General features: G+C 62.0%; 14 protein-coding genes. 10 read left to right on the top strand and 4 right to left on the bottom strand.

Annotated elements, in window-relative coordinates; all coding sequences use genetic code 11:
• Positions 1-41 precede the first annotated feature (41 nt).
• The gene (locus tag EXN22_RS03175; protein ID WP_233281711.1) at positions 42-1,988 is read right to left on the bottom strand and encodes a BCCT family transporter; all 1,947 of its coding nucleotides are present in this window, start codon (positions 1,986-1,988) and stop codon (positions 42-44) included.
• Between the two features lie 479 nt (positions 1,989-2,467).
• On the opposite strand from EXN22_RS03175, the gene betI reads away from it, so the two are divergent.
• From betI to selO, 6 genes are all read left to right on the top strand, one after another.
• Entirely contained in the window at positions 2,468-3,133 is a 666-nt protein-coding gene (gene betI, locus EXN22_RS03170; protein WP_130262560.1) for a transcriptional regulator BetI, read from the top strand.
• Between the two features lie 31 nt (positions 3,134-3,164).
• Positions 3,165-4,637 carry a betaine-aldehyde dehydrogenase gene (gene betB / locus EXN22_RS03165; protein ID WP_130262558.1) on the top strand — a complete coding sequence of 491 codons (1,473 nt, stop codon included), beginning with the start codon at positions 3,165-3,167 and terminating at the stop codon, positions 4,635-4,637.
• 78 nt (positions 4,638-4,715) lie between these two features.
• On the top strand, positions 4,716-6,413 hold the full coding sequence (gene betA, locus EXN22_RS03160; protein WP_130262556.1) for a choline dehydrogenase: 1,698 nt from the start codon (positions 4,716-4,718) through the stop codon (positions 6,411-6,413).
• A 226-nt stretch (positions 6,414-6,639) separates the two neighbouring features.
• Complete coding sequence (locus tag EXN22_RS03155; protein WP_130262554.1) at positions 6,640-8,382, top strand: potassium/proton antiporter; 1,743 nt, start codon at positions 6,640-6,642, stop codon at positions 8,380-8,382.
• A 39-nt stretch (positions 8,383-8,421) separates the two neighbouring features.
• Complete coding sequence (gene mscK / locus EXN22_RS03150) at positions 8,422-11,772, top strand: mechanosensitive channel MscK (RefSeq protein WP_130262552.1); 3,351 nt, start codon at positions 8,422-8,424, stop codon at positions 11,770-11,772.
• Positions 11,773-11,830: 58 nt separating this feature from the next.
• Positions 11,831-13,291 carry a protein adenylyltransferase SelO gene (gene selO, locus EXN22_RS03145; RefSeq protein WP_130262550.1) on the top strand — a complete coding sequence of 487 codons (1,461 nt, stop codon included), beginning with the start codon at positions 11,831-11,833 and terminating at the stop codon, positions 13,289-13,291.
• Between the two features lie 10 nt (positions 13,292-13,301).
• Here selO and EXN22_RS03140 read toward each other — a convergent pair whose 3' ends face one another.
• The gene (locus EXN22_RS03140; RefSeq protein WP_130262548.1) at positions 13,302-13,787 is read right to left on the bottom strand and encodes a DUF4265 domain-containing protein; all 486 of its coding nucleotides are present in this window, start codon (positions 13,785-13,787) and stop codon (positions 13,302-13,304) included.
• A gap of 70 nt (positions 13,788-13,857) precedes the next feature.
• Positions 13,858-14,259 carry a helix-turn-helix domain-containing protein gene (locus tag EXN22_RS03135; RefSeq protein ID WP_130262546.1) on the bottom strand — a complete coding sequence of 134 codons (402 nt, stop codon included), beginning with the start codon at positions 14,257-14,259 and terminating at the stop codon, positions 13,858-13,860.
• A gap of 234 nt (positions 14,260-14,493) precedes the next feature.
• Between EXN22_RS03135 and trxC the strand changes: the two genes are divergently transcribed.
• Positions 14,494-14,928, top strand: coding sequence for a thioredoxin TrxC (trxC, locus tag EXN22_RS03125; protein WP_130262544.1), 435 nt, complete (start codon positions 14,494-14,496; stop codon positions 14,926-14,928).
• On the opposite strand, the gene EXN22_RS03120 is transcribed toward trxC, so the two are convergent.
• Positions 14,925-15,698 (bottom strand): ParA family protein, encoded by a 774-nt coding sequence (locus EXN22_RS03120; protein WP_130262543.1) that lies wholly within the window; start codon positions 15,696-15,698, stop codon positions 14,925-14,927. The genes trxC and EXN22_RS03120 overlap by 4 nt on opposite strands.
• Positions 15,699-16,007: 309 nt before the next feature.
• Between EXN22_RS03120 and EXN22_RS03115 the strand changes: the two genes are divergently transcribed.
• The 3 genes from EXN22_RS03115 to EXN22_RS03105 are packed head-to-tail and all read left to right on the top strand — an operon-like array spanning position 16,008 to position 17,759.
• Positions 16,008-16,724: a beta-ketoacyl synthase chain length factor gene (locus tag EXN22_RS03115; protein ID WP_130262541.1), complete on the top strand. Its 717-nt coding sequence runs from the start codon at positions 16,008-16,010 to the stop codon at positions 16,722-16,724.
• Positions 16,700-17,512: a lysophospholipid acyltransferase family protein gene (locus EXN22_RS03110; RefSeq protein ID WP_130262539.1), complete on the top strand. Its 813-nt coding sequence runs from the start codon at positions 16,700-16,702 to the stop codon at positions 17,510-17,512. Before EXN22_RS03115 ends, EXN22_RS03110 begins: the two co-directional genes overlap by 25 nt.
• Positions 17,487-17,759 (top strand): phosphopantetheine-binding protein, encoded by a 273-nt coding sequence (locus tag EXN22_RS03105; protein WP_130262537.1) that lies wholly within the window; start codon positions 17,487-17,489, stop codon positions 17,757-17,759. Before EXN22_RS03110 ends, EXN22_RS03105 begins: the two co-directional genes overlap by 26 nt.
• The last annotated feature ends 4 nt before the right edge of the window (positions 17,760-17,763 follow it).

Genomic DNA, 17,763 nt, shown 5'->3' with positions numbered 1-17,763 from the left:
CCGTTGTCGCCAACGGAGCCCTTGTTGTCACTCAGACAGGATCAGCTGTAGACCCGGCCAAGCAACTGCCGGTGGCTTTCGAACTGATCGAGTACATCACGGGTGATCTGCTCCGGGGTGAAGCCCATCAGGTCGTACTCCTGGCTGCCGTTGTGCAGGTACACCTCGGCGCGGTAGAAGCGTTGACGCACTTCCGATTCGCCTTCCACCGGTGCCTCGCTCGGCGCCGCCAGGTAGCCGTCCAGGCTCACTTCGTAGACGAAAGGATTACCCTCTTCCATCATCACCCGCAGGCCCATGGTCGAGCGCGACTGACCGACGCGTGTCTCCACCTCAACACCCAGGTTGCGCAGTTGTCCAGCAGCTTCCTTGAGCGCCGGGCTGACCTGCTTGTCCATGAAACGCTGGACGATCGCCTGGGTCGGCTGCAGGTCCAGCTGGCTCAGGCGCTCGCTGAAGCCGCGACGGCCGCGGGCGGCCAGCTCGGCTTGCTCCTGCTCGACCTGGCTGTCCTGCTTCATGGCCTTGTACAAGCCGAACATGAACAGCACCAGCACTACCGAGAACGGCAGGCCAGCCAGCACTACCATGGTCTGCATGGCGGCGAAGTTGCCGGCGAACAGCAGACCGATGGTCACCAGCGTGATCACCACCGACCAGAACACCACCATCCAGTGCGGCGCGTCCTCGTCGACCTGGCCGCCTTTGCACGACAGGTTGGCCATCATCACCGCGCCCGAGTCGGCCGGGGTGAGGAACAGCACGAAGCCGACGAACACTGCCACGCCAATGACAATCTTGGCCGCCGGGAAGAATTCCAGCAGTTGGTAGATCGACATCGACGGCTGCTCGAGCGCGGTCTTGCCCAGCTCCACGGCGCCATGATTCATTACCAGGTCCAGCGCGGTGTTGCCGAAGATCGACAGCCAGGCCAGGGTGAAGCCCAGCGGGATCAGCAGCACGCCGGCAACCAGTTCACGCACGGTGCGGCCTTTGGAGATACGCGCGATGAACATGCCGACGAACGGCCCCCAGGAAATCCACCAGGCCCAGTAGAACACGGTCCACAGGCCCAGCCAGCGCTCGGACTTGCCCGCCTCGCTTTCGTAGACGTAGAGATCGAAGGTCTTGAGCACGATACCGTTGAGGTAGTCGCCGATGTTCTGTACGAAGCCGTTGAGCAGGTGCAGGGTGTCACCTGCCAGCAGGACGAAGATCAACAGGCCGCTGAACAGAATGATGTTCAGGTTCGACAGGCGACGGATACCGTTCTCCACGCCGGAGACTGCAGCCACAGTGGCCACTGTGGCCATGACCAGGATCACGATCAGCAGGTTGGTCTTGCTGTGGTCCATGCCGAACAGGTATTCCAGGCCCGAAGACACTTGCATCGAGCCGATACCGAGGTTGGTCACCAGCCCCAGCAGCGTCACGAACATGCCGAAGATGTCCACCGCATGACCGGCGCCACCCTTGACCCAGCGCTCACCCATCAGCGGGTACAGCGCCGAGCGCAGTGCCAGCGGCTGGTTGTGACGGTAGGCGAAGTAGCCAACGGCCAGACCGACCAGGGCATAGATCGCCCAACCGTGCAGGCCCCAGTGCAGGAAGGTCAGTTGCAGGCCCTGGCGCGCAGCCTCGGCACTGGCCGATGCGCCTTCTGGCGGGTTGAAGTAGTGATCCAGTGGCTCGGAAGCGCCGAAGTACAGCAGCGAGATACCGATACCCGAAGAGAACAGCATGCCGGCCCAAGCGCCGTAGCTGAAGTCGGGTTTGTCGTCCTTGCCGCCAAGCTTGAGCTTGCCGAAATTGGAGAAGGCCAGGACGACCACGAATACCAGATAGCCGCCGATCACCAGCATGTAATACCAGCCGAAGCTGCGTGTCAGCCAGGTCTGGGCGAGGTTGAGCACTTCGCCGGCTTTTTCAGGTACAGCGATAAGCAAGGCAGTCAAAACGAGGATCAGCAACGCCGAGGTGAAGAACACCGTGCGGTTGACCCGGACCCTCTCGGTGGGGGTCTTGGTAAGGGAGGCAGAACTCATTGCACATTTGCTCCGGGCAGTGCGAGAGAAACACGAAACGACCTATCCCTGCGCAAATGGTGCAATAGCCCCACTGCCACAGGTGTTATAAAAGCACCTTGAAAAAACCGTGATCCCGAATCGATTGCATTGAAAAAAACAGGCCGAAAACCCCGTCCCGAGGGTTGTCCGCGCGGTGTGATGCCGCTCGGCAGATCTGTTCAACGCGCCGTTTACACCCGCCAACACCTTGTATTACGGGGGTTTCACGTCTTTTTGGGGTGCCAATTTGTGTCAACCGCAGGTAAGAAAAACCTGTCAATGGCACAGATTGTCGCAGAGGATATTCTTTGTTGATTGAACGTTCAATCAAAACAAAATAGACTGGCCTTCGCCGAGGCAGCCGCTCGTCGACTGCTCGCAGGCCTGAGGAGATTTGCAAGATGCCCAAGGTCGGTATGCAACCCATCCGCCGCCAGCAGTTGATCGAAGCCACGTTACTGGCCATCGACCAGGTCGGCATGGGTGACGCCAGCATTGCGCTGATCGCCCGTTTGGCCGGTGTGTCGAATGGCATCATCAGTCACTACTTTCAGGACAAGAACGGCCTGATCGCAGCGACCATGCAGTACTTGATGAGCGTGCTGAGCGAGAACGTCGCCGCCAACCGGCAGACGCTCAAGGACAACAGCCCGCGTGCCCACCTGCAGGTGATCATCGAAGGCAACTTCGACGCCAGTCAGGTCAACGGCCCGGCAATGAAAACCTGGTTGGCCTTCTGGGCCTCCAGCATGCACCAGCCGTCTTTGCACAGGTTGCAGCGGATCAACGATCACCGCTTGTATTCCAACCTGTGCTGCCAGTTCCGCCGCACCCTGCCGTTGCCCGAGGCACGTAGCGCGGCCCGGGGACTGGCAGCGTTGATTGACGGTCTGTGGCTGCGCGGTGCGCTGTCAGGAGACGCTTTCGACACCGACCAGGCGAAGCAAATCGCTTACGAATACATGGATCTACAACTGGCTAAACAGACGAGCCCGGACATGCAAATCCGGGCCTCTGAACCACCGCGCGCCGCGATTGCCCAAAAAGCAGGAGCGCTGCACGGATAGCCAAACACACATATGCACTTGCGAGGACACTATGGCCCGTTTCGAACTGCAAAAACTCTACATTGATGGTGGTTATGTCGACGCTTCCAGCGACGCTACTTTCGACGCCATCAACCCGGCCAACGGCGAAGTCCTCGCCCAGGTGCAACGTGCTACCCAAGCTGACGTCGAGCGTGCGGTAGAAAGCGCCGAACGTGGCCAGAAAGTCTGGGCTGCCATGACCGCCATGCAGCGTTCGCGCATCCTGCGCCGCGCTGTCGACATCCTGCGTGAGCGCAACGATGAGCTGGCCGCCCTGGAAACCCTGGACACCGGCAAGTCCTACTCCGAAACCCGCTACGTCGACATCGTCACCGGCGCCGACGTGCTGGAATACTACGCAGGCCTGGTACCGGCCATCGAAGGCGAGCAGATCCCGCTGCGTGACAGCTCGTTCGTCTACACCCGCCGCGAACCGCTGGGCGTGACCGTCGGTATCGGCGCCTGGAACTACCCGATCCAGATCGCCCTGTGGAAATCCGCACCTGCCCTGGCGGCCGGTAACGCGATGATCTTCAAGCCGAGCGAAGTCACCTCGCTGACCACCCTGAAACTGGCCGAGATCTACACCCAAGCCGGCCTGCCGGACGGCGTGTTCAACGTCCTGACCGGCAGCGGCCGCGAAGTCGGCACCTGGTTGACCGAGCACCCGCGCATCGAGAAAATTTCCTTCACCGGCGGCACCACCACCGGCAAGAAGGTCATGGCCAGCGCCTCGAGCTCGACGCTCAAGGAAGTCACCATGGAACTGGGCGGCAAGTCGCCACTGATCATCTGCGACGACGCCGACCTCGACCGCGCCGCCGACATCGCCATGATGGCCAACTTCTACAGCTCGGGCCAGGTCTGCACCAACGGTACCCGCGTGTTCGTCCCTGCCTCGATGAAAGCGGCTTTCGAAGCCAAGATCGCCGAGCGCGTTGCCCGCATCCGCGTTGGCAACCCTGAGGACGAAAACACCAACTTCGGCCCACTGGTCAGCTTCGCCCACCTGGAAAGCGTGCTGGGCTACATCGCCAAGGGCAAAGAAGAAGGTGCTCGCGTGCTGTGCGGCGGCGAGCGTCTGACCGAAGGCGAATTCGCCAAGGGCGCGTTCGTCGCGCCGACCGTCTTCACCGACTGCCGTGACGACATGACCATCGTCAAGGAAGAAATCTTCGGCCCAGTGATGAGCATCCTCTCCTACGAGAGCGAAGAAGAAGTCATTCGTCGCGCCAACGACACCGAGTACGGCCTGGCTGCAGGCGTGTGCACCAACGACATCAGCCGTGCCCACCGCATCATCCACCAGCTCGAAGCCGGTATCTGCTGGATCAACGCCTGGGGCGAGTCGCCGGCCGAAATGCCGGTCGGCGGTTACAAGCAGTCTGGTGTCGGCCGTGAGAACGGTGTCAGCTCGCTGGCTCAGTACACTCGCATCAAATCGGTACAGGTCGAGCTGGGCAACTACAACTCGGTGTTCTAAGCACCCCTTGTAGACACGCCCGTGCCCTTGTGCACGGGCGTTCCCGCTCCCTGCTCACTGCCAATGAGGGTACTTAACATGTCCCATGAATTCGATTACATCATCGTCGGTGCCGGCTCTGCCGGTAATACCCTGGCGACCCGCCTGACCGAAGACGAAGGCGTTACCGTCCTGCTGCTCGAAGCCGGTGGCCCTGACTACCGCGCCGACTTCCGCACCCAGATGCCGGCCGCCCTGGCCTTCCCGCTGCAGGGTCGCCGCTACAACTGGGCCTACGAGACCGATCCGGAGCCGCACATGGACGGCCGCCGGATGGAATGCGGTCGCGGCAAGGGCCTGGGCGGCTCGTCGCTGATCAACGGCATGTGCTACATCCGCGGCAACGCCATGGACTTCGACGGCTGGGCACAACTGCCGGGCCTTGAGGACTGGACCTACCTGGACTGCCTGCCGTACTTCCGCAAAGCGGAAACCCGCGACATCGGCGCCAACGACTTCCACGGCGGCGAAGGCCCGGTCAGCGTGACCACGCCTAAAGCCGGCAACAACCCGCTGTTCCACGCCATGGTCGAAGCCGGCGTGCAAGCCGGTTACCCGCGCACCGAAGACCTGAACGGCTACCAGCAGGAAGGTTTCGGCCCGATGGACCGTACCGTCACGCCAAAAGGTCGTCGCTCCAGCACCGCCCGCGGCTACCTGGACACCGCCAAGAAGCGCTCGACCCTGACCATCGTCACCCACGCCCTGAGCGATCGCGTGCTGTTCGACGGCAAACGTGCCGTAGGCGTGACTTACCTGGTTGGCGCAAGCGAAGAGCGCGTCGAAGCCCGTGCACGCAAGGAAGTCATCGTCTGCTCTGGCGCCATCGCCTCGCCGCAATTGCTGCAGCGCTCCGGCGTCGGCCCGCGCGCCCTGCTTGAAGGTCTCAACGTCCCGGTGGTCCACGACCTGCCAGGCGTCGGCGAAAACCTGCAGGACCACCTGGAGCTGTACCTGCAGTACGCCTGCACCCAGCCGGTCTCGCTGTACCCGTCGCTGCTCTGGTACAACCAGCCGGCCATCGGTGCCGAGTGGCTGTTCAAGGGCACTGGCATCGGCGCCAGCAACCAGTTCGAAGCCGGTGGTTTCATCCGTACTCGCCCTGAATTCGAGTGGCCGAACATCCAGTACCACTTCCTGCCGGTAGCGATTAACTACAACGGCAGCAACGGCGTACAGGAACACGGCTTCCAGGCCCACATGGGTTCGATGCGCTCGCCTAGCCGCGGCCGTATCCAGCTCAAGTCCAAGGATCCGCGCCAGCACCCGAGCATCCTGTTCAACTACATGGCTACCGATCAGGACTGGCAGGAATTCCGCGACGGCATCCGCCTGACCCGCGAAATCATGGCCCAGCCTGCGCTGGACGCCTACCGTGGCCGCGAGATCAGCCCGGGCGCAGACGTGCAGACCGACGAGGAACTGGACAAGTTCATCCGCGAGCACGCCGAAACCGCGTTCCACCCATCCTGCTCGTGCAAGATGGGCGACGACGACATGGCGGTAGTTGACGGCCAGGGCCGCGTGCACGGCATGCAGGGCCTGCGTGTGGTCGATGCCTCGATCATGCCGATCATCATCACCGGCAACCTCAACGCCACCACGATCATGATCGCCGAGAAAATCGCCGACAAGATCCGCAACCGCCAGCCGCTGCCACGCAGCACTGCCAAGTACTACGTGGCCAACGGCGCGCCGGTGAAAGGCAAAGCGATGCGTGAAGTGAAGCAGGCGTAAGCCTTTTCGCGGGGCAAGCCCGCTCCCACAGCAATTGCACATAACCTGTAGGAGCGGGCTTGCCCCGCGATAGCTTCAACAGCAAAAAGGCACCTTGCGAGGTGCTTTTTTTGTACCCGCGATTAACCCTTTACAGCCCGCCAACCCCTCAGGTTAGAATCCTTGGCACGCGACCTGCTTATCGAAAAGCTCACCGCCCCTTCCTGTTTTTCCCGGAGTACTGCCTTTGGATGCGTCCACCATCAATAGCCTGTTCTTGATCGGCGCATTGCTGGTAGGTGCAAGTATTCTGGTCAGCTCGCTGTCTTCACGCCTGGGCATCCCGATCCTGGTCATCATCCTGGCGGTCGGCATGATCGCCGGTGTCGATGGCGGCGGTATCATCTTCAACAATTACCCGACCGCCTACCTGGTGGGCAACCTGGCGCTGGCGGTCATCCTGCTCGATGGTGGCTTGCGCACCCGCGTGGCAAGTTTCCGTGTAGCCCTGTGGCCGGCGCTGTCGCTGGCGACCGTCGGCGTGCTGATCACCACCGGGCTGACCGGCATGGTCGCCGCCTGGCTGTTCGACCTGAGCCTGATCCAGGGCCTGCTGATCGGCGCCATCGTTGGTTCCACCGACGCCGCAGCAGTGTTTTCGCTGCTCGGTGGCAAGGGCCTGAACGAGCGGGTGACGGCAACCCTGGAGATCGAGTCGGGCAGCAACGACCCGATGGCGGTGTTCCTTACCGTAACCCTGATCGAGATGATCGCCAGCGGCCAGACCGGCCTGCACTGGAGCCTGCTCACCCACTTGCTGCGCGAGTTCGGCATCGGCGGCCTGCTGGGTCTGGGCGGCGGCTGGTTGATGCTGCAACTGGTCAACCGGATCAACCTCGCCGGCGGCCTGTACCCGATCCTGGTGGTGGCCGGCGGCCTGGTGGTGTTCTCGCTGACCAACGCCTTGCACGGCAGCGGCTTCCTCGCCGTGTACCTGTGCGGCCTGGTGCTGGGCAACCGGCCGATCCGCAGCCGCCATGGCATCCTGCACATGCTCGACGGCATGGCCTGGCTTGCGCAGATCGGCATGTTCCTGGTCCTCGGCCTGCTGGTAACGCCGCACGACCTGCTGCCGATCGCTCTGCCGGCGCTGGGCCTGGCCCTGTGGATGATCGTCGTGGCCCGGCCGCTGTCGGTGGTCGCCGCCTTGCTGCCGTTCAAGGCCTTCCATGGCCGCGAAAAAGCCTTTATTTCCTGGGTTGGCCTGCGCGGCGCGGTACCGATCATTCTTGCGGTATTCCCGCTGATGGCCGGGCTGCCCGATGCCCAGCTGTTCTTCAACCTGGCGTTCTTCATCGTGCTGGTCTCGCTGCTGGTGCAAGGCACCAGCCTGCCGTGGGTGGCCAAGCTGCTGAAAGTAACGGTACCGCCCGACCCCGCGCCCATTTCCCGTTCGGCCCTGGAAGTGCACGTCACCAGCGAGTGGGAGCTGTTCGTCTATCGCCTGGGCGCGGAAAAATGGTGCATCGGCGCCGCCCTGCGGGAACTGAAAATGCCCGAAGGCACCCGCATCGCGGCACTGTTTCGCGGCCAGCAACTGCTCCATCCGTCGGGAAGTACCACCCTGGAAGTCGACGATCTGCTCTGCGTGATCGGCCACGAACACAACCTGCCGGCCCTCGGCAAGCTGTTCAGCCAGGCACCGCAGCGTGGCCTGGACCTGCGCTTCTTTGGTGACTTCGTGCTCGAAGGCGACGCAGAACTGGGGGCTGTAGCGGCGTTGTACGGTTTGAAGCTCGACGGCCAGGACCCGCACATGCCGCTCAGCCGCTTCATCACGCAGAAGGTTGGCGGCGCGCCAGTGGTCGGCGACCAGATCGAATGGAACAGTACCTTGTGGACGGTTGCGGTGATGGAAGGGAACAAGATCAACAAAGTGGGCGTCAAATTCCCCGAAGGTACTCGACCCGGCCCAGGGTTGTTCCTTTAAACTCCGTTCTTCGCCTCTGCCTGTACGAATTTTCTGCCTATGTCCCTGCGTACTTTTTTAAGCGCAGCCCTCTTCGGGCTGTGCCTGTCACTCTCCCCGGTCTGGGCGGCGGAGCCGCCAAGCACCGCATCGATCCAGCAAAGCCTGGACAAGATCGCCGAACGCAAGCTGCCCGAGGCTGAGCAGAAAGCCCTGCAGCAGGTGCTCGAACAGACCCTGACCTTGCTCGGCAACAAAGAGGACAGCGAAAAAAAGCTCACGGCCCTCAAGCATCAGCTCAATGACGCGCCGCGCCAGACCAGCGAAAACCAGCGCGAGCTGGTCAAGCTGCAAAACAGCAAGGTCATCCCCGTCGCCCAGCGCTATGCCGCCTCCAGCGTGCCACAGCTGGAGCAACTGCTGGCCGAGCGCACCACCGAGCAGGGCGCACTGCAAAAGGCGCTGTCCGAGGCCAACAGCCTGACCATCACCGCGCAGACCCGGCCCGAGCGGGCCCAGGCAGAAATCAGCGCCAACCAGACCCGTGCCCAGCAGATCAACACCAGCCTGAAGATCGGCAAGGACGGCGGCAAGCCGCTGAGCGCCGATCAGCGCAACCAGCTCAATGCCGAACTGGCCGCGCTCAATGCCCTGACCCTGCTGCGTCGCCAGGAACTGGCCGGCAACAGCCTGTTGCAGGACCTGGGCAACAGCCAGCATGACCTGCTGATCGAGCGCGCCGCGCGCCTGGAACAGGAAATCCAGGACCTGCAGACGCTGATCAACCAGAAGCGCCTGGCCCAGTCCCAGCAAACCGTCACCGAGCAGTCGATCGAAGCGCAGAAGGCCGGCGGCAGCACCCTGCTGGCTACCGAAAGCGCTGCCAACCTCAAGCTTTCCGACTACTTGCTGCGCAGCACCGACAGCCTCAACGATCTGACCCAGCAGAACCTCAAGACCAAGCAGCAGCTGGACACCCTGACCCAGAGCGATCAGGCCCTGGACGAGCAGATCAGCGTGCTCAAGGGCAGCCTGTTGCTGTCGAAGATCCTCTACAAGCAGAAGCAGGCGCTGCCGCACCTGAAGCTCGACCGCGACCTGGCCGACCAGATCGCCGATATCCGCCTGTACCAGTTCGAGATCAACCAGCAGCGCGAGCAAATCAGCAGCCCGAGCAGCTATGTCGACAAGCTGCTCACCGCGCAACCGCCCGAGACCGTCACCCCGCAACTGCGCAAGGCCCTGCTGGAAGTGGCGATCACTCGCAGCGACCTGCTTGAACGTCTTAACCGTGAACTGAGCGCACTGCTCAATGAATCGATCACCCTGCAACTGAACCAGAAACAACTGTTCAGTACCGCCCAGAACCTGCGCGCGACCCTCGATGAACAGATGTTCTGGATTCCCAGCAACAAGCCGCTGGACCTGGAATGGCTGCGCACCGTGCCCGAGCGCCTGCAGAAGCAGGTGGTCAGCCTGCCCTGGGGTTCGGGCCTGAGGGAGCTGACCGACGGTCTGGGCCAGCGGCCGCTGCTGTTCCTGCCCTTGCTGTTGCTGATCGGCGCCCTGCTGTGGCGGCGCAAGTACCTGTATGCGCGCCTGACCAAGGTTCACCAGGATGTCGGCCACTTCAAGCGTGACAGCCAGTGGCACACGCCCCAGGCAATTCTGGTCAATATCCTCCTGGCCATGCCGCTGAGCCTGGGCCTGGCTTTGTGCGGCATTGCCTTGCAGATCGATGCCCGCGGCCAGAACGCCAACCTCGGTTCCGCCCTGTTCCAGGTCGCCCAGGCCTGGCTGGTGTTCTACACCGCCTACCGGATACTGGCCCCGGGCGGCGTGGCTGAACTGCATTTCCGCTGGGAAAAACCCCAGGTCGAATTCCTTCGCGGCTGGATCCGCCGCCTGGGTACCGTGGTCCTGGCACTGGTAGGTGTGGTAGCGGTAGCCGAGCATCAACCTTCGGCACTGGCGGAAGACGTGCTCGGCATCGGCGTGGTGCTGACCTGCTACGCGCTGATGGCCTGGTTGCTCAGCCGCCTGCTGTTGAGCAGCCCCACCCACCGCAACACTTCACTGTTTCGCAAGGCCGTGGGCGTGGCGTTCACCGTGCTGCCGGTAGCGCTGTTCATCGCCGTCTGCTTTGGCTACTACTACACCGCGCTCAAGCTCACTGATCGTCTGATCGACACCCTGTACCTGCTGATGTTCTGGCTGGTGATCGAGGCCGCCTTCGTCCGCGGCCTGGCCGTGGCCGCACGGCGCCTGGCCTACCAGCGGGCGCTGAGCAAGCGCCAGGCTGCCAAGGAGGGCCTGGATGGTGAAGTGGTGGTGGAAGAGCCGACCCTGGACATCGAGCAGGTCAACCAGCAGTCCCTGCGCCTGATCCGCCTGGCCCTGCTCGGTGGCTTCATCGCCGCCTTGTACTGGGTCTGGTCGGACCTGATCAGCGTGTTCGCCTACCTCGACAACATCACCCTGTACGAGTACACCAGCGGCACTGGCGCGGCCATGAGCATGGTGCCGATCAGTCTGCGCGACCTGCTGGGCGCACTGGTGATCATCGGCATCACCATCGCCCTGGCCGGCAACTTGCCGGGCCTGCTCGAAGTGCTGGTGCTGTCACGCCTGAACCTGGCCCAGGGCAGCGCCTACGCCACCACCACTTTGCTGTCCTACGTGATTGCCGGGGTCGGCTTTGTCTCCACCCTGTCAGCCCTGGGCGTGAGCTGGGACAAGCTGCAATGGCTGGTGGCGGCGCTGTCGGTGGGCCTGGGTTTCGGCATGCAGGAGATCTTCGCCAACTTCATCTCCGGGATCATGATCCTGTTCGAGCGTCCGGTGCGTATCGGCGACACCATCACTATCGGTAACCTTTCGGGCACGGTCAGCAAGATCCGTATCCGTGCCACCACCATCACCGACTTCGATCGCAAGGACATCATTGTCCCGAACAAGACCTTCATCACCGGGCAATTGATCAACTGGTCGCTGACCGACACCATCACCCGGGTGACCCTCAAGCTGGGCGTCGACTACGGCTCGGACCTGGACCTGGTGCGTACCCTGTTGCTCAAGGCGGCCAACGACAACCCGCGAGTGCTCAAGGAGCCGGCACCGATCGTCTACTTCCTCAACTTTGGCGAAAGCACCCTGGACCACGAACTGCGCATGCATGTGCGTGACCTTGGCGACCGCAACCCGGTGCTGGACGAGATCAACCGTTACATCAACAAAGAGTTCAAGAAGCAGCACATCAACATCTCCTTCCGGCAGATGGAGATCTACCTGAAGAACATGCAGGGCCAGGAGTACAAGATGGTCCCGGTAGAAAACCTCGACAAGACCGTGCTGCCAACCACCGCCAACGGCGCCAAGCCCGACGACGAGGCCACGGGCAAACCGGCCTGACTGGACGTCAACGGCCATACCCTTGCAGAATACTCAGGTTTTCTTCAGGAGATGGCCGTTGAAAGCCCTCGACGAACTGACTTTCGATAACCGTTTCGCCCGTCTGGGCGACGCCTTCTCCACCTCGGTGCTGCCCGAGCCGATTGCCGAGCCACGCCTGGTGGTGGCCAGCGAAGCGGCCATGGCGCTGCTTGACCTGGAGCCTACCCAAGCCCACTCCCCGGTGTTTGCCGAACTGTTCAGCGGCCACAAGCTGTGGGCCGAGGCCGAGCCACGGGCGATGGTCTATTCCGGGCATCAGTTCGGCTCCTACAACCCGCGCCTGGGCGATGGCCGTGGCCTGCTGCTGGGCGAAGTGCGCAACGATGCTGGCCAATCATGGGACCTGCACCTCAAGGGCGCCGGGCAGACGCCGTACTCGCGCATGGGCGATGGCCGCGCGGTACTGCGCTCCTCGATCCGCGAGTTCCTCGCCTCCGAAGCCCTGCCAGCCCTGAGTATCCCCAGCAGCCGGGCGCTATGCGTGATCGGTTCGAGCACGCCGGTTTGGCGTGAAACCCAGGAGCGCGCGGCCATGCTGCTGCGCCTGGCGCCAAGCCATGTGCGCTTTGGTCATTTCGAGTATTTCTATTACACCCGCCAGCCCGAGCAGCAGCGCATCCTTGCCGAGCATGTACTCAACACCCACTTTGCCGAATGCCGCGACGCGCCAGAACCATACCTGGCGATGTTTCGCAGCATTGTCGAGCGCAATGCCGACCTGATCGCCCGCTGGCAGGCTTATGGCTTCTGCCATGGGGTGATGAACACCGACAACATGTCGATCCTGGGCATCACCTTCGACTTCGGCCCCTATGCGTTCCTCGACGACTTCGACGCCAATTTCATCTGCAATCACTCCGATGACCAAGGGCGCTACAGCTACAGCAACCAGGTACCCATCGCCCACTGGAACCTCAGCGCCCTGGCCCAGGCCCTGACGCCGTTCATCAGTGTAGAAGCGTTGAAGGAAACCCTTGGACTGTTCCTGCCGCTGTACGAGGCCCATTACCTGGACCTGATGCGTCGGCGCCTGGGCCTGACTCAAGCTGAGGAAGACGACACGCAGCTGATCGAACGTCTGCTGCAGTTGATGCAACCGGGTGCGGTGGACTACACCCTGTTCTTCCGTCAACTGGGCGACCAGAGCGCCGAGCAGGCGCTGCAGGTGGTGCGCGACGACTTCATCGACCTGGCCGGTTTTGATCTGTGGTCAGCAGACTACCTGGCACGCCTGCAGCGCGAGCCCGGCAACGCCGAGGGCCGCCGCGAGCGCATGCATGCGGTCAACCCGCTGTACATCCTGCGCAACTACCTGGCCCAGCGCGCCATCGAGGCTGCCGAGGGTGGCGACTACGAGGAAGTACGCCGCCTGCACCAGGTACTGAGCAAGCCGTTCGAGGAGCAACCGGGGATGCAGGCCTATGCCCAGCGGCCACCGGAGTGGGGCAAGCATCTGGAGATCAGTTGCTCGTCCTGATGGGCACGGCTCAACTGTCGAGCCACCAGTCGAGCAGGGTTTCGTCTTCACTGTCGTCAAGGTTGCGGTAGATGTTGGCGTAATACCATTCGACGCCAGTGGCCTCGCGAAACCGGTCAAACACTGGGCGGATGGCAGCAAAACCGTTGCGCGCCGGAATGGCCAGAGTCAGGTTGCCCTTGTAGCGACCGTCCAGGGTACCGCCGAGCAGCGTCTGTACCTGGTCTTGCAGCGAATCGACGGCGTCCTGGGGCAGGTCGTCGGCATAGATATGGATGCAGAAGTTGCCGCCACGCTGCAACACCTCGGCGCGTTGCTCCGGGTGGTTGATGCGAATGGTGTCGCCACGGGCCAGGTCAAGGGCTAGCCCGGGCGACGACAGCAACTCGTATGTGTTCGCGTCGATCTCGCGTACCGGCACGGTCTCGAACACCGGCTTGCCATTCTTCCGGGTGTCGATATAAATGCGAATATGCGCTGAATGCTGGCAATCCATCGGGCACTCCATGGCCTGTTTATGAAGTGCACATCCTAAACCATTCATGGTGCGGGAACGGCCCTGGCTTTCAGCAGAACACATCCGCGGGTACGCAAAAGCGTCGAGCCAGCTCGCGTACCTGACGCAGGTTGAGCTGACGCTTGCCCGCCAGTATCTCCGACACCACCGATTGCGAACCGACCTCCGGCAGGTCGCTTTGCTTGAGACCATGCTCCTGCATCAGGTAGCGCAAGGTGTCGACCCCACTGGCTCGGGGCAAAGGCCGATGAACATGGTCATAGGCCTGCAACATATCCCCCAGATGTACGGCGAGGCTTGCCAGGGGATGGCTTTCATCCTCGCCGACCACCAACAGCAGTTCATCCAGCGATTGGACCAACGCGTCGTAGTCCGCTTCGCTGGCCGGCTTGCGCAGCAACGGCGAAACGAACTGCCAATGCGCTGCTGCTTGTTTGATCAGTGGGCTCATCGCCTTCACTCCTTCCACTTGCCTTTGTCGTACTCGCCATGATCGAGCACGTGCTTGATGTACAGGCGCTGCCTTCTTGTAATGCACTACGAAGAGCGTGGGAGCAGCACGCAAATATAGCAATATGCGATATTTATAAAAAAATTCCGGACGGTCGGCAAGCCGTCGCGGTATTTGTCTTTGCCGGAGAATGTTCTTAGTGTTGCAACAATCTCACCTTTCACAGGAACTCAAATGAGCGAGCCACTACTCATCCCCTGCCCCCACTGCAACGGCCTCAACCGCATCCCCGGCGAGCGCCTGGGCGACAGTCCGAAATGCGGCCGCTGCAAGAAGCCGGTCCTGCTGAGCACGCCGTTCGATTTGCAACAGGGTGATTACGCCAGCCAGATCAAGGGCGACCTGCCGCTGCTGGTCGATGTCTGGGCCGACTGGTGCGGGCCATGCAAGTCGTTTGCACCGATCTTCGCCCAGGCGGCCAGCCAGCTCAACGGGCGCTGCCGCCTGGCCAAGCTGGACAGCGAGGCCAACCCGCAACTGGCCGGACAATTGGCGATTCGTTCGATTCCCAGCCTGATCCTGTTCAGAAACGGCCGGGAAGTGGCGCGCCAAAGTGGTGCATTCCCACTCCAGCAACTGTTGGAGTGGCTGCGCAGCCAGGGCGTCTAGGCGTTTTCTTCGAGAAGGGCATGCAGTTCAACGAACTGCAGGGTCAGCTTGTGCCGAGGTTCAAGGTGAATCAGCGGCAGGCTGGCCTGGTGTGATTCGCGCATTTTCACCGAGCTGTTGAGGTACACCGGCAGTACCGGCAAGCCCTCGGCGATCAACTCGTCGAGCATTTGCTGGGGCAGACTGGCGCGGGCCTGGAACTGGTTGACGACGATACCTTCGACTTGCAGTTCGTCATTGTGATCCTCCTTGAGCTCGTCGATCTCGGCCAGCAGTCCGTACAGTGCCTGGCGAGAAAAACTGTCGCAATCGAAGGGAATCAATACACGATCAGCAGCAATCAGCGCCGAAACCGCATAGAAGTTGAGGGCTGGCGGGGTATCCAGGTAGATCCGGTCGTAGTCCTCGTCCAGTTCATCGAGCAGTTTGCGCAGCTTGTTGATCTTGTGCTTGGCCTCAAGCTTGGGCTGCAGGTCTGCAAGCTCCGCGGTGGCGGTCACCACATGCAGGTTGTCGAAGGGTGTTTCGTAGATATCGACCTTGTTCTTCTTGGCAAACGGCCCGGTGGACAGGGTCTGCTTGAAGAAGTCGGCAATGCCCATGGGAATGTCCTCGCCGGTCAGGCCGGTGAGGTACTGGGTCGAGTTGGCCTGGGCATCCAGGTCGATCAACAGGGTCCGATAGCCTTCATTGGCACTCACCGCTGCCAGGTTGCAGGCAATGCTCGACTTGCCAACGCCACCTTTCTGATTGAACACCACGCGCCGCATGGAATGACCTCCGTGTGTCAGGGGAAGTCCGAGTATGTGTGCCACGGCACGGCTTGACCAGCACCGTCTGGCTCAAGTTTGCCAGCAGGCGGCCGACAACCGCCACTGGTCGGGAAACCTCGGACTGATCCGACGAACTTTCAGGATCGCTGTCTGTTGCAGACGGCAATCCATACAACCAATATTTGCTACACATCCATTCCGACGGGATAATGCGCGCCACTCGGCGTTTGCGCCACACCCCTGTCAGGTCGATGTTCCGAGTCATTCCCTCGGCAAGGAAGTCCCTCAGGGCGGGAAGTACAGCAAGTGATCACATTCAACATCAGCCAGTGGCGCGCCTGGGCACCAGGCCTGCAGACGGCTGCCGACTGGCAAGCCTGGAGCCAGGCAGCCCAGCTGCCGGCCGTGGCCGAACAGGCACCGGATGTGTCGTTTTTACCGGCCATGCAACGCCGCCGTTTGAGCCGCCTGGCGCGCATGGCCTTTGCCGTGGGCTGGCCATTGGCCGAAGGTCTGCAGGACTTGCCGCTGGTGTTCGTCTCCCGGCACGGCGAAACCCCGCGCACCTTTGAAATCCTCAGCGACCTGGCCAATGAACAGCCGCTGTCGCCCACCCAGTTCAGTTTGTCGGTGCACAACGCGGTCATCGGCCTGTGGTCGATCATGCGCGGCGAAACCAGTGAAATGACCGCCCTGGCCGCAGCCGGTGACGGTTTTGAACTGGGCGTGATGGAAGCCGCCTGCCTGTTGGGCGAAGGCGCCCCTGCGGTGTTGCTGATTGTCACTGAAGAACAACCGCCCGCAGCCTACGAGCCATGGATCGATGACGTGCCCTTTGCCTATGCCCTGGGCCTGTTGCTGACCCCGGGCGACGACTGGCAGTTGGCCCTGGGCACAGCCGAGGCCGTCCTACCTGCAAGCGAACCCCATGCCTTGAGCTGGTTGCGTTGCCTGCTCGAGGGCAACAGCACCTTGACCCACACCTGGAAGAGCCGCACATGGAACTGGCAACACAAGCCATAGACAGACCGCGCGACGCCTATTGCTGGCGCCTGCTTGCTACCGCCGTCAGCTTTGTGCTGTTCGGTATTGGCGGCCTGTGCCTGCGCGTACTGGTGTTCCCGCTGCTGGCCTGCCTGCCCGGCAATGCCGTGCGCCATCGGCAACGAGCCCGGCACACCATCAGTTGGCTGTTCTGGCGTTTCATTCGCTTCATGGCCGCCAGCGGTGTACTTACTTACGAAGTACAGGGCGCCGAAAAACTCGGCCGCCCAGGGCAGATGATCATCGCCAACCACCCGTCGCTGATCGACGTGGTGTTCCTCATCGGCCTGGTGCGCCAGGCCAACTGCGTGGTCAAGCAGAGCCTCTGGCACAACCCCTGTACCCGCGGCCCGGTGCGTTCGGCCGCGTACATCAGCAACGACGGCAGCATGGACATGCTCGACAGCGCTGTCACCGCGCTACAAGGCGGCCAGACCCTGATCATCTTCCCCGAAGGCACGCGCACCCAACCGGGCCAGGCACCTGCCTTTCATCGCGGCGCGGCGGCCATCGCCCTGCGCGGTGCGAAAATCATTACCCCAGTCACCATCAAAGTCTCCCCCAGCACCCTGACCAAGGCCGAACCCTGGTACCGCATTCCCCAGCGCCGGGTGCATTTCAGCCTGCAGGTCGGTGCCGACATTGCCCCCCAGGCCTTTGCCGCCCAGGGTCCGGCACCACTGGCCTCACGCAAACTCAACGATTACCTGCATCAGCACTTCATCAAGGAGCTCGCCGAAGATGAGCGATCCACAGAACACCCTTAACCACGACATCAAACTGTTGATCATCGACGCCCTGGGCCTTGAAGACATCAGCGCCCAGGACATCGGCGACGAGCAGAGCCTGTTCGGCGAGGGCCTGGGCCTGGATTCGGTAGACGCCCTCGAGCTCGGCCTGGCGATTCAGAAAAAGTACGGCATCAAGATCGATGCCGACGCCAAGGACACCCGTAACCATTTCACCAGCGTGGCCAGCCTTGCGGCTTTCGTCACCGCCAAACAGGCAGCCTGAGACA

The organism is Pseudomonas tructae, assembly GCF_004214895.1.
GTDB classification, from domain to species: Bacteria; Pseudomonadota; Gammaproteobacteria; order Pseudomonadales; family Pseudomonadaceae; genus Aquipseudomonas; species Aquipseudomonas tructae.
Note: the sequence above shows the minus strand (reverse complement) of the source record. Positions and strands in the feature narration are given on the sequence as shown.